14 protein-coding genes are annotated in these 12402 nt (G+C 65.2%); 7 read left to right on the top strand and 7 right to left on the bottom strand.

Going from position 1 to position 12402, the window contains the following annotated elements:
- Positions 1–79: 79 nt before the first annotated feature.
- The 3 genes from RA20_RS21745 to RA20_RS21735 form a co-directional block, all read right to left on the bottom strand.
- Positions 80–424, bottom strand: coding sequence for a DUF2794 domain-containing protein (locus RA20_RS21745; RefSeq protein ID WP_052249124.1), 345 nt, complete (start codon positions 422–424; stop codon positions 80–82).
- Between the two features lie 114 nt (positions 425–538).
- Positions 539–1228: an ArsR/SmtB family transcription factor gene (locus RA20_RS21740; RefSeq protein WP_039133809.1), complete on the bottom strand. Its 690-nt coding sequence runs from the start codon at positions 1226–1228 to the stop codon at positions 539–541.
- A gap of 74 nt (positions 1229–1302) precedes the next feature.
- Complete coding sequence (locus RA20_RS21735; RefSeq protein WP_039133925.1) at positions 1303–2997, bottom strand: Y-family DNA polymerase; 1695 nt, start codon at positions 2995–2997, stop codon at positions 1303–1305.
- A gap of 137 nt (positions 2998–3134) precedes the next feature.
- On the opposite strand from RA20_RS21735, the gene RA20_RS21730 reads away from it, so the two are divergent.
- Positions 3135–3611, top strand: a complete 477-nt coding sequence (locus tag RA20_RS21730; RefSeq protein WP_039133806.1) for a c-type cytochrome — start codon at positions 3135–3137, stop codon at positions 3609–3611.
- A gap of 61 nt (positions 3612–3672) precedes the next feature.
- Here RA20_RS21730 and RA20_RS21725 read toward each other — a convergent pair whose 3' ends face one another.
- Entirely contained in the window at positions 3673–4290 is a 618-nt protein-coding gene (locus RA20_RS21725) for a TetR/AcrR family transcriptional regulator (RefSeq protein ID WP_039133803.1), read from the bottom strand.
- 146 nt (positions 4291–4436) lie between these two features.
- Between RA20_RS21725 and mbfA the strand changes: the two genes are divergently transcribed.
- Positions 4437–5411 (top strand): iron exporter MbfA, encoded by a 975-nt coding sequence (mbfA, locus tag RA20_RS21720; protein ID WP_039133800.1) that lies wholly within the window; start codon positions 4437–4439, stop codon positions 5409–5411.
- A 246-nt stretch (positions 5412–5657) separates the two neighbouring features.
- On the opposite strand, the gene RA20_RS21715 is transcribed toward mbfA, so the two are convergent.
- Positions 5658–6197: a hypothetical protein gene (locus tag RA20_RS21715; RefSeq protein ID WP_152618585.1), complete on the bottom strand. Its 540-nt coding sequence runs from the start codon at positions 6195–6197 to the stop codon at positions 5658–5660.
- A 368-nt stretch (positions 6198–6565) separates the two neighbouring features.
- Between RA20_RS21715 and RA20_RS21710 the strand changes: the two genes are divergently transcribed.
- Positions 6566–7489, top strand: a complete 924-nt coding sequence (locus RA20_RS21710; RefSeq protein ID WP_039133796.1) for an AEC family transporter — start codon at positions 6566–6568, stop codon at positions 7487–7489.
- A gap of 9 nt (positions 7490–7498) precedes the next feature.
- On the opposite strand, the gene RA20_RS21705 is transcribed toward RA20_RS21710, so the two are convergent.
- On the bottom strand, positions 7499–7840 hold the full coding sequence (locus RA20_RS21705; RefSeq protein WP_039133794.1) for a cupin domain-containing protein: 342 nt from the start codon (positions 7838–7840) through the stop codon (positions 7499–7501).
- Between the two features lie 224 nt (positions 7841–8064).
- Between RA20_RS21705 and fghA the strand changes: the two genes are divergently transcribed.
- The 3 genes from fghA to RA20_RS21690 are packed head-to-tail and all read left to right on the top strand — an operon-like array spanning position 8065 to position 10868.
- On the top strand, positions 8065–8898 hold the full coding sequence (fghA, locus tag RA20_RS21700; protein WP_039133791.1) for an S-formylglutathione hydrolase: 834 nt from the start codon (positions 8065–8067) through the stop codon (positions 8896–8898).
- Positions 8899–8916: 18 nt separating this feature from the next.
- Positions 8917–10413 (top strand): Si-specific NAD(P)(+) transhydrogenase, encoded by a 1497-nt coding sequence (gene sthA / locus RA20_RS21695; protein WP_039133788.1) that lies wholly within the window; start codon positions 8917–8919, stop codon positions 10411–10413.
- A complete protein-coding gene (locus tag RA20_RS21690) occupies positions 10410–10868 on the top strand; it encodes a YaiI/YqxD family protein (RefSeq protein ID WP_039133785.1) in 459 nt (152 codons plus the stop codon). The genes sthA and RA20_RS21690 overlap by 4 nt, the downstream gene beginning before the upstream one ends.
- Here the strand turns inward: RA20_RS21690 and RA20_RS21685 are convergent.
- Positions 10865–11203: an NIPSNAP family protein gene (locus RA20_RS21685; RefSeq protein ID WP_039133782.1), complete on the bottom strand. Its 339-nt coding sequence runs from the start codon at positions 11201–11203 to the stop codon at positions 10865–10867. The genes RA20_RS21690 and RA20_RS21685 overlap by 4 nt on opposite strands.
- 264 nt (positions 11204–11467) lie before the next feature.
- On the opposite strand from RA20_RS21685, the gene RA20_RS21680 reads away from it, so the two are divergent.
- The coding region (locus RA20_RS21680; RefSeq protein WP_039133779.1) for a DMT family transporter at positions 11468–12402 on the top strand (935 nt) is incomplete at its 3' end.

Raw genomic sequence — 12402 nt, 5'->3', positions numbered from 1 at the left:
CAGGCGGCAAAAATCTTGCGAAGATCTTTGGCCGGAAAATTCGAATTTTCCGGTCCCCGCTCCGCCGCGATCCCCGCGGCTACTCCACGGAGCGGATCAGCTTGCGCTCCAGCACCCGCAGCACGGTTTTCAAGTCTGCACCGCGCTTGAGGATGTGCCCGTCCATGCCGACCACCGAATACTGCCCCTGCCGCTGCCGCAGCTTGGGGCGTTTTTCGATACGGTAGAGCGGATGCTCTGCCGTGCGCCGGAAGACCGAGAACACTGCCAGATCACGCAAGGAAGAAATCCCGTAATCACGCCATTCGCCTGCCGCGACCATGCGGCCGTACAACGTCAAAATGACCGACAGTTCCCGCCGGTCAAATGCGACTTGCTGAGGAATGGGAGATCCGGGAAAAGGCTGCACCTGATCAAAGCTCATAAGATAAAGCTTGCCTCTTTCCCCCTGCAAATCAAGGTTTATGACGTTCGAATTTTTCTGTGATGCAGCCGGCGCACAGCCGCCGCACCCCGGTTTCCCCATGTTTTGAAGGGTTCAGGCCGCTGCCAGCTCTCCGCATTGCACGCCCAGAATCTGCTCCAGCGCTGCCCGTCCCGGCGCCGTCAGCACCAGGCCGCGCTTGTGCCGGTGCCGTTTGACCCAGCCGCTGTCCAGCGCGTGATCCAGGATCTGCCGCCCCATCGGGCCTGCCACATGCAGTTTGCGCTCGGTCCAGTCCAGGCAGGGCCGGGCAAAGGGCTGGCGCGCGGGTCTCTCCGGCAGCAGCACCCCCATCTTCAGCCACTCCCCGGCAGGCTCCGCGCGGAAGGCGCCATCGGCCTCCACCAGCATGCCGCGGTCCAGAAACGCCCGGGTCATCGCCACTGCCAAAGGCCCGGCCAGATGGTCATAACAGCTGCGCAGCTGGGCCAGGCCGCCTGCCTTGCGCTGCTGGGCCCGGTGCAGGCTGTCCGCCGGCGCAATTGCCGCCAGCTGCTCCAGGGCATGGGCCACCTCGGCACTGGCCAGCCGGTGATAGACGCAGCGGCCGCGTTTTTCGGCCACCACAAGGCCCGCATCCTGCAGCATCCGCAGATGCGCCGAGGCGGTCTGCGGCGTCACCCCGGCAGCCGCCGCCAGCTCCTTGTTGGTATAGGCCCGCCCCTCCATCAGCTCGCACAGCATTTGCGTGCGGCTGGCGTCGCTGATGGCCTGGCCCAGGATATCGAAACGCGGTGTGATCATGGCCCCATCCTACGCCCTTCTTTGATACCTGCCCAAGAAAAACCATTCGTCCGCCGCCGAACGGTCCGCGCCTTTCAGGCAAATGACCCATGGCAGAACCATCCCCCCGACAGCGCGCCGCCATGGGCAAAGAACAGCCACAGCCGCGCACCGCAGGCGGTCACCACCACCCAGTAGTCGCGCACGCCGCTGCGCCACTCGGGATCTTCCAGCCACCACTCCGGCGCAATCCGCTCGGGGCCTTCAGCACCGGCCAGCGCCCAGTCGCGGCCGCGCCAGCGGAAGCGTTCCGGCACCTGCGGCACCTGCGGCGCATGAACCAGTTCGGGCCGCCACAGCAGCAGCGGGCGCGGGCGGGAGGCACGCGGCCAATCGCCCGCCGCAGGCTCGCTCCAGGCCGCCGCCTGCACGGTGAAGCTCTTTTCCGGGATATGGCTTTCAGCCGGGTGATAGCGGGTGACCGCCTCCAGCCCCAGCCGGGCGCCAAGACGGCCGATCAGATCCTCCAGCGTCGCCTCATCCGCCTGCCGGGCCTCCTGCCGGGCGCGCGCCGCAGCGCCTGCCTCGGCATGGCCTGCGGGGGTACGGTCGTGGATGGCTTCGGTCTGCAGGGCCTCCAGCCGCAGCATGTCGATGCCGTAGCCTGCATCGATCTGCTCCAGCTTCATCTCCAGCAGGGGCCGGATGCGGGCCGGATCGCGGGTCGCCCGCGCCAGACCCACCGCCACCGTCTCCATCGCCTGGTCGCAGCGGTGCGCTTCCAGCCGCAGGCTGCGCAGGCCCCGGCCGCGCGCCTCCAGCCGGGCGCAGAGCCGGGGCAGCATCCTGTCGATGCCCGCCAGCAGATCCTCCATCAGCCCGATCGGTTCCGGCAGGGTCAGCCGCACCGCAAAATGATCCGGGCTGCGGGCGGGCGAGACCGGTTCCGGCGCGCTGCCCATCGCCTGGTCCAGCCGCAGGACCAGCCCGCGGCCGAAACGGCGCGCCAGCCCCGCCCGCGGCTGCCCCAGCAGGTCGCCGATCCGGCGCAATCCCAGCCGGTTCAGCTGCGCCACCATAGCCCCGTCCAGCCGCAGCGCTGCCACCGGCAAGGGCCCAAGCGCGGCATAGGCCTGCCCCGGTTCGGCAATCCGGCCCATCTGCGGCGGCGGCGCCTGCACCTGCGGCGCTGCCCCGCCCCGGGTCCAGTGGCGGCGTTTGGCGCTCTGCCGCGGCGTGCGTTTCTGCGCCCGGGCGCGGGTGGCGGGCGCCTCCTGATCAATGGCGTCGCCGGTGCGGTCCGGCACCGCCTCCGCGCCCGCATACCGCGCCAGCGCCCAGGCCGCGCCCAGAGTATCCGCCAGCCCCATCTGCACGCTGAGGCCCATCTCCGCACAATCGCGCCCCGCCGTCTCCATCAGCGCCGCCTCGCCGCCGAACAGATGCGCACAGCCGCTGATGTCGAGCACCAGCCCCTCCTCCCCGGCCTCGGCCACCCAGGGGCTGAACTTGCCCGCCCAGCGCCTGAGCGCTGCCAGAAACGCCGCCTCGGCGGCCCGGTTGCGCGGCCGCACCACCAGGCCTGAGCACATCGCATGCGCATCGCGCAGCGGCTGGCCGGGCTGCAGGCCTTCCGCCAAAGCGGCGGCGTTTAACGCGGAAATAACCTGCGTGTTGGACACTTCCCCGGCAACGGCCAGCGGCCCGGTAATCCCGCCGCGCTCCGCCCGCATGATGCGTTCCGCCCCAAGACGCGGAAACCAAAGCGATAAGATACGGCGGTGGGACATGGGCAGCAGGCATGCAAACGGGGGCATAGCGACGGGTGAAACAGGCCCGGAGCCAGCCCGATTATGGGAGTGCCACACTATATGTTCTTATTTTGTTCTTGTCATTTGATTCGCTCCGCACGCCAAGAGGTGCCGCGATGAACGCCCGCCGGCACAAAGCCGCGGTCTTTCTGGCGGTGATTGCCGCACTGGCCATTGGCAGCTCTGCCCCCAGCACGGCCGGCAGCGGTTATGACAAGCATGTCGCCCGCCGGATTGCCTTGATGACCTCGCAAAAGGCAGCGCTGGACGAACTCACCGGCATGATGGCCGGGCGCAGCACTTTTGATCAGGACAGGGCCCGCGCGGCGCGGCGGCTGCTGGTCAAATCCACCAAGTCGATCCGCAAGCATTTCAAAAAACCGCGGCTGGATCCGCGTTCCAATGCACGGCCGCTGATCTGGCATAGCTGGAAGGATTTCGAAAACCGCGCCGAAATGGCACAAGCGGCTGCCAAATCACTCAACGCACGCTCCCTGCCCGGGCTGCGCCGGACTCTGCCCAGCCTGATGCAAAGCTGCCTCGGCTGTCACGAGACCTACCGCAACACGCCGAACACTTTCATTACCCACTAACAGACCGGCGGCAGAGCAGCCGCCGGAACATCAGCCAGGACAAGCGGGATGGTCTGCCCCTTCAGGCGCCGTAGCGCGCCATAAAAGTCCCGATTGCCCCGTCAATCACCCGCTTGCGCTCTGCTTCAGAGAACGCCTCGTCGACATTGAACAGGAAGCGCAAAAAGATATCCGCCTTGCACAGTTCGACGAACTGCGCGGCAGCCAGATCAACATCCGCAATTGCCAGTTCGCCCCGTTCCGCAGCAACCGCCAGATAGTCGCGAATCTGCCCGTGCAGCACCATTGGACCGCTTTCGTAGAACATCGGACCCAGCTCAGGGAAGCGGTCAGCCTCAGCCACGAAGATCCGGAACAGCTGCAGGCTGATGCCGCCCATCAGAACCCCATGCACATGTTCCGCCGCCACCCGCAGCACCTCCTGCGGGCCGCAGCTGGCCGCCGCCAGATCCAGCGGGTTTTCCGCTTGCTGGACACAGACCGAGCGCACCACCTCCATGAACAGCATCCGCTTGTCAGGAAAATAGCTGTACAGCGTTGCCTTGGAGACCCCCGCCGCCTTGGCAATTTTGTCGACGCTGGCGCCTTCGAATCCATCGGCCAGGAAGACCTCGCGTGCGCCCTCCAGGACCTGGTCGAATTTCCGGCCGGTGCGCAGGACGCTGGCTTGCTGGTTCATGCGGACTCCTCGGGATAGGGGGCTAGGGCAGCTGGCTCTCCCCTAATGTAATCCGTACCGCCCCTTTGCAACAGCATTACTGTTCACGGCTTGCGGGCGCTCGCGAAACCGTTATGTTTAGAATAATTCTAAATTGAGGGCAGAAGATGCGGTTCTTCACACAACGCAAACGCTTTGCGGATTTGAGCGGGCAGGAGGTTCTGGCCCTGGCGATTTCCTCGGAAGAAGATGATGCGCGTATCTATCGGGGCTACGCAGAACGGCTGCGGGCAGAATATCCCGCCTCAGCCGCCATGTTCGAGGGCATGGCAGCGGAAGAGGACGAACACCGCGCCCAGCTGATTACCCTGCATGAGGCGCGGTTCGGCCCGGCGATCCCGCTGATCCGGCGCGAGCATGTGGCAGGATTCTATGCCCGCCGCCCGGTCTGGCTGATGGAGAACCTGAGTCTGGAGCGCATCCGCACCGAGGCCCGGGCGATGGAGCGCGATGCCGAACGCTTCTACACCGCCGCTGCCGCCCGCACCCAGGATGCCGCCACCCGCAGGCTGCTGGGTGATCTGGCCGCAGCTGAAGCTGGCCACCAGGCGCGGGCGGGCGAACTGGAGGAGACGCGTCTCGACGAAGGCACCCGCGCTGAAGAGGACGCCGCCGCCCACCGCCAGTTTGTACTGACCTGGGTGCAGCCGGGGCTGGCGGGGCTGATGGACGGATCGGTCTCCACCCTGGCGCCGATCTTTGCCACCGCCTTTGCCACCCAGGACACCTGGACGACCTTCCTGGTCGGCGTTGCCGCCTCGGTCGGGGCAGGCATCTCGATGGGCTTTACCGAGGCAGCCTCGGACGACGGCGAACTTTCAGGCCGCGGCTCGCCGGTCAAGCGCGGGCTTGCCTCCGGCGTGATGACCACCGTGGGCGGTCTCGGCCACGCATTGCCTTACCTGATCCCCGAGTTCTGGACCGCCACTACGCTCGCCTTGCTGATCGTCTTCGTGGAGCTCTGGGCCATCGCCTGGATCCAGAACCGCTTCATGCAAACCCCGTTCTGGCGCGCCACGATGCAGGTTGTGCTGGGCGGCGCCCTGGTGCTCGGCGCCGGTGCCCTGATCGGCAGCGGCTGATCTAGGCAAAGGGGGCACTCCCGCCCGCTCCGGAGCAGCCACAGGCTGCCCCTCCCCGGTTGGGCCCGGCAGCGCTGAAGCGCTGCGGGCAGGCGTGAAGGCAGCTGTTGCGCTCATCTCTGAGCAAAGCTTCAGGTCCAAATCTAGTTCAGATCGCACACCTTTGTATAAAACGCCCTGTTCCGGGCCCGTGCCTCCTCCAGCCCCCCTCCCGGCGTTCCGCCGGGCGAGCATTTCCGGCCAGTCCTACGGTCCTGCGAACACCGGGTTTTCCCGGAAGTGCCGGAACTTTTCATTGAACGGCACAGACAGCACCCGGCGGCCCAGGCACATCGTCCAGTAGGTCCCATGATAGGAATTGGCCGCCACCGTTTCGCCGCTGGCAATGAAGGCCAGCGCCTCTTCCAAGTTCGCCCGGCCATTGTCCAGCTCAGGTATGCCCGGCATCCGCAGCAGGCCATCCGACTTCAAAGCATGGCTGAACAGCACAACTTCATGCTCCGGTTCTGCCTGACCATCAAACAACGGAGACATCGCACTGGGACAAGGCACATGCTCGCACCCCGGCACGCCCCAGTTCCGCGAGGAAATCAAGGCGCAATTGCCCTCGGCAATGTCGAACTCGATACTGGCGGCCGCGGCGCCATCAATGCCGACTCCCCAGCTCACACGGTGCTTTGCCTCAGGCGTCCGGCAGATCACCGATTTCACGCAATCACGGAACACCTGCCCGCCGCCGAACATCGCCAGCCGGCAGGGCGGGGGAACCTCGCTGAAGTCCAACATGAGGCTGTCGCCAAAGTCGAAGTACAAGCCCGGAGATCAGAACAGGTCCCCAGTGTTGCGGACATTGCGGCGGTGCTGAAATACGGCATCAGGCATGGCTGGCATCTAAACCGCAATCCGGCAAACCGCCAAGCCCGCATTGCAGGCAGCACACCGTTGAGGCTGTCTAGGACAATCCCGCAATCGAAGCGGCGCCTCAGAGCGCACCCGCCCTTAGAGCGTGTCTCAGCGGATCTCTTGCCCCGTGCGCAGCACGGGGCCACGCCCAACTGTGAAGGGCAGTCCCCGGACTGCCCGTGAACAGGCGGGAGCCCTTGCCTTAGCGAAACCTCTTTGCCAATTGGTCAATTCAGGTTACCAATTCGCCAATGGCTGAGATTTTCTTCCGCACCCTGCCCTTCTTTGCAATCATCGGCCTTGGCTACGGGGCCGGGCGCAGCCGCTTCTTTACCGAAGAAGCCACTGCCTATCTCACCAAGTTTGTGTTCTACTTCCCGCTCTCGGCGATGATTTTCGGCTTTGCCGCCAACCTTTCCTTTGCCGAGGTCTTCGACCCTGCGCTGATCCTGGGCTATCTCGCAGGCACGCTGGCGGTCTACCTGCTGGTGACGGCCGTCGCCATGATCCGCGGGCTGGACATGCAAACGGCCGCGGTGGAGGCGCAATGCGCAGCGATCGGCAACGTTGGTTTCCTGGGCCTGCCGATGATGGCTATCCTGTTCGGCCCGGCCTCGGTGGCACCGATGATGGTGGTGCTGAGCGTCGATCTGGTGGTGTTCTCCTCGCTGATCGTCATTCTGATCAACGCAGGGCGCGGCCAGGGCTTGGGCACAGCAACGCTTAAACTGGTCGGGCTGGGCCTGCTGAAGAACCCGATGATCCTGTCCATCCTCGCGGGCCTCGCCTGGTCGGCATCAGAGCTGCGGATTCCGGCGCCCGCAAATGATTTCCTGACCATCCTCGGCGGCGCTGCAACGCCCGGTGCGCTCTTTGCCATCGGCGCCTCGCTCGCCTCGAAATCCGCCGAGCGGGTGCAGGTCGCAGGCTGGCTCAGCTTTGCAAAACTGGTGCTGCACCCGGCCTGCGTCGCCGTCGCAGTGCTGTGGCTGATCCCGGCGGCGCCCTTTGCGGCCGCCGTTGCCATCGCTGCCGCATCGCTGCCGGTGGCGGGCAATGTCTACATGCTGGCGCAGCATTATGGCGTGGCCCCGCACCGGGCCTCCGCCGCCATCTTCATCTCAACCGTGGTGTCTATTGTCACCGTGCCGGCGGTGATCGCCTGGGTTTCCTGATCTTCCGGATCAGAGCCGGATCACGTAATCCTTGCGGGTGGTCTCGATCACCTCCCAGGTGCCGCTGAAACCGGGCCGCAGGATGAAGCTGTCGCCCGCCGCGAGCGGATATTCGGTGCCGTCGTCGCTGGTGATCACCGAGCGCCCCTCCAGGATCCGGCAGTACTCCCACTCGTCATAGGAGATCCGCCACTTGCCGGGCGTCGATTGCCAGATGCCGCAGTACAACCCGTCGCGCTCCTCGGCGTTCCAGGTCGTGAAAACCGGATCGCCCGCCAGCACCTTCTCCGGCGCCGGGCGCTCCACTTCCGCCTCAGCCGCCTCAGGTGTCAGTCTCAGAAAATCGCTCATGGCCCTGTGCCTCCCGTTTGTTCCGCCGGACTGTCCCGCGTTCCGCTGCCGCTGTCCAGCGCCGGAAAGGCCCCGGACCGCGGCTGGATCCCGCTTCCTCACTCAGTTGTTTGCAATTTCGCAAGCCTTCTGCCGCAAAAACCGGAATTGCCGCCGCCCGCCCGCTGGACGCTGCCGCATTCAGCAGATAGCGATAGGGCTAACAGAGTTAAGGAGCCTCACGCATGGAAACCGTTTCCGAGAACCGCGCCTTTGGCGGCACCCAGGGCGTCTACAAGCACGCCAGCAGCGCGACCGGCTGCGATATGACCTTTGGCCTGTTCCTGCCGGAAGAGGCCCAGGACGGCCCGGTGCCGGTGCTGTGGTATCTCTCGGGCCTCACCTGCACCCATGAAAACGCCATGACCAAGGCAGGCGCCCAGGCCTGGTGCGCCGAGCAGGGCATCGCCATCGTCTTCCCCGACACCAGCCCCCGCGGCGAAGGCGTTGCCAATGATGACGCCTACGACCTGGGCCAGGGCGCGGGCTTTTACGTGAACGCAACGCAAGAGCCCTGGGCGCCGCATTTCCGCATGTGGGACTATGTGGCCGAGGAACTGCCCGCGCTGCTGGGTGAGAAATTCGCCATCGACCTGGACCGCCAGGCGATCACCGGCCACTCCATGGGCGGACATGGCGCGCTGACCTTGGCGATGAACCTGCCGGGCCGCTACAAATCGGTTTCCGCCTTTGCACCGATCTCCAACCCCACCGCATCGGACTGGGGCCGCAAGCAGCTGAGTGCCTATCTGGGCGACGATGAGGCAACCTGGGCCAAGCATGATGCGACCCTCTTGATGCGCGAAAAAGGCTTTGACGGCCCGATCCTGATCGACACCGGAACCTCGGATCAGTTCATCGACCTTCTGAAGCCCGAAGCACTGGCCCACGCGGCAGCCGAGCGCCGCCAGCAGGCCACCCTGCGGATGCAGCCGGGCTATGACCACAGCTATTTCTTCGTGTCGACCTTCATGGAGGAGCATGTCTCCTTCCACGCCGACGCGCTGTACCAGAACTAAGAGACAAAGGACGCGGCCATGAGTGACGAATTTGATTATGACCTGATCATCATCGGTTCCGGCCCCTCGGGCCGCGCCGCTGCCATCCAGGCAGGCAAACTGCACCGCCGGGTGCTGGTGATCGACCGCAAGGACCGGCTGGGGGGCGTGTCGGTGCACACCGGCACCATCCCCTCGAAAACCCTGCGCGAAACCGTGCTGAACCTCTCCGGCTGGCGCGAGCGCTCTTTTTACGGGCGCTCCTACCGGGTCAAGGATGACATCCTCGCCGAGGACCTGAAGGCGCGCCTGCACAAGACCCTGGATCACGAGGTCGACGTGCTGGAACACCAGTTCAACCGCAACCACGTGGATACCCTGCTCGGCCTGGCCAAATTCACCGGCCCGAACGAGGTCGAGGTCGCAACCGAGGCCGGCGAAACCACGCGGATGACCGCGGAGAAATTCCTGATCTCCACCGGCACCAAGACCTACCGCCCGGACTACGTGCCGTTCAACGGCACCACCATCCTGGACGGCGATGAATTCCTGGAGATGGCAGAAATCCCGCGCTCGCTGGTGGTCATCGGCGCCGGCGTCATCGGGGTGGAATACGCCACCATGTTCTCGGCCCTCGATGTGCGCGTCACCCTGATTGAACCGCGCGAGACCTTCCTCGACTTCATCGACAAGACCCTGATCCAGGAGTTCACCCACCAGATCCGCGAAAACGGCGTCGACCTGCGGCTGGGCTCCGCGGTGGAAAACATCGAAGACGCGGGCGAGCATGTCGAGGTCACCCTGGAAAACGGCCGCCACGTGCGCGCCGAAATGCTGCTGTTTGCAGCCGGCCGCATGGGCGCCACCGGCGCGCTGAACCTCGAGGCCACCGGGCTGAAGACCGACCACCGCGGCCGTCTCAGCGTCAACCGCAAGACCTACCAGACCGAGGTGCCGCATATTTATGCCACCGGCGATGTGATCGGCCACCCGTCGCTGGCCTCCACCTCGCTGCAGCAGGGCCGGGTCGCCGCCTGCCACGCGCTCGATACCCCGACCATGCCGGAAAGCCCCTGGTATCCCTACGGCATCTACTCAGTGCCGGAAATGTCCACCTGCGGCATGTCCGAGGAAGAGCTGAAAGAGCGCGGCATCCCATATGAAGTCGGCGAGGCACGCTTCCGCGAAACCTCGCGCGGCCACATCATGGGGCTGGAGCACGGCATGCTGAAGATGCTGCTGTCCCTCAAAACCCGCCGGGTGCTGGGTGTGCAGATCGTCGGCGAAGGCGCCACCGAGCTGATCCACATCGGCCAGGCGGTAATGAACCTGCAAGGCACCGTGGATTACTTCGTGCAGAACACCTTCAACTACCCGACCCTGGCCGAGGCCTATAAGGTTGCCGGTCTTGACGCCTTCAACCGGATGCCGATCCCGGAGGAGTTCAAGGTGAAGAAGCCCGCCCGCAAGCCCAAGGCCAAACCCGCCCCCAAGGCGGAAAAGCCTGCGGAAGCGGACAAGAAGGCGGCCGAGTGAGCGCGCTCTACATCGACGCCGACGCCTGCCCCGTGAAGCAGGAGGCCGAGCGGGTTGCGACCCGTCACGGCCTGCGCATGTTTGTGGTCTCCAACGGCGGGCTGCGGCCGTCGCAGAACCCGCTGGTGGAAACCGTGATCGTGGCAGAGGGCGCCGATGTGGCCGACATGTGGATCGCCGAGCGCTGCGGCCCCGGCGACGTGGTGGTGACGGGCGACATCCCGCTGGCCGCCAAATGCATCGAAGCCGGCGCCCGCGTGCTGCGCCACAACGGCGAGCGCTTTACCCAGGCTAACATCGGCCAGCAGCTGGCAATGCGCGACCTGATGGCAGATCTGCGTGCTGCCAATCCGCTGGGAACGCAGGGCGGCGGCAAAGGCTTCACCAAGGCCGACCGCTCCCGTTTTCTGGATGCGCTGGAGCGCGAGCTGCGCGCTGCCAAATCAGGCCGCTAACCCATCGCTGCCTTCAGCGGCGCCAAATCCCCCTCCAGTACCGGCCGCAGGAAAGTCCGGTCATAGCGCCGGACGATGCCGTTGTCCTTGGCGTATTGGAACGCGGCCAGACAGCTCCCGTCCTCGAAACTTCTGGCGCGATAGTCCTCATAAGCCGCCAGCGAGGGGAAGGAAAACAGCGCCACCGCCAGGTCATTGGCGCTTTCATGCGGCAGAAAGTAACCGTGATGCGTGCCGCCGAACCGCTCCACCAGCGGGATCCAGGCCTTGGCGTAAATCTCGAAGGCTTCGGTCTTGGCCGGTTCAATTTCATAGGTGATGTAGCAGGTGATCATATGCCTCTTCCTTGCAGATTTTCTGTGAAGGCTAGGCATACCGCCCGGCCAAGCCCAATGACTTTGTGTGATCCGCCGTTCACAAACACAGATGCCCCGCGGGCCCGCCTCCAGTCACTCAACGCGCGTTCTGCGGCTGGAAATCCTGGAGAAGAATTTTACGGGGAAATTCATGAATTTCCGGGCGCCGCCCCATTGCCAGTTCCCGGCAATTGCGCCACTGATCCCCATACACCCCACGACTGATCCCGGCGGAGCTGTCCGATGAACACGCAGGCGCAGGTCAATATCTTCGGGCTGCTGGCCGCAGCAGGCGCCGGCGTGGCCTTCTCTGTCATCGACATGATCTTCAAGTTCCTGTCCGGCGACTACCCGCTGTATGAAGTCGTGCTGTTCCGCTCTGTTGTGGCGATGATTGTCATGCTCGCCGTGATCGTTCCGCTCGAGGGCGGCTACAGCCGCCTGCGCACCCATCAGCCGAAACTGCACCTGCTGCGCTGCTGCGCGGTACTGTTTGCAAACCTCTGTTTCTTCACCGGTCTCGCCATCCTGCCCCTCGCTGAAGCCGTCGCCATTGCTTTTGCCACCCCGCTGATCGTCACCACCCTGTCCGCCCTGTTCCTGGGCGAGCGCCCCGGCCCCTGGCGCTGGGGTGCAGTCTGCGCGGGTTTCCTGGGTGTGCTGATCATCATGCGCCCGGGCCCGGGCACCTTCCAGGCCGCCGCCCTGCTGCCCTTTTTCGGCGCCTGCGGTTATGCCACCCTGCATGTGCTGACCCGCCGCGCAGGCAGCTCGGAAAGCGGCGCAACCCTCGCCTTCTACCCGATGCTGGGCTTTCTGATCGTCAGCGCCCTGGCCGGCCTCATGTTCGGCGACGGGCGGTACGAAGGCAGCGGCGCGGCGCTTGATTTCATCCTGCGCGCCTGGATCTGGCCCGCCCCCCAGGACTGGCCCTATCTGATCGGCGTGGGCCTGGCAGGCTCCATCGGCGGCTACCTGGTCAGCCAGGCCTACCGCCTGAACGAAGCCGCTCTGGCCGCCCCCTTCGAATACGTCGCCATGCCGATGTCGGTGGTCTGGGGTGTTCTGATCTTCAGCGAATGGCCGGACCTGGCCGTCTGGACCGGCAGCAGCCTGATCATCGCCTCCGGCCTGGTGTCGGTCTGGCGCGAAACCCGCCCCCCGCACCCTCCCTCCCC

Source organism: Leisingera sp. ANG-Vp (assembly GCF_000813725.1).
In the GTDB taxonomy this organism is placed as follows: Bacteria; Pseudomonadota; Alphaproteobacteria; order Rhodobacterales; family Rhodobacteraceae; genus Leisingera.
This window is presented reverse-complemented; position numbering and strand designations above follow the sequence as displayed.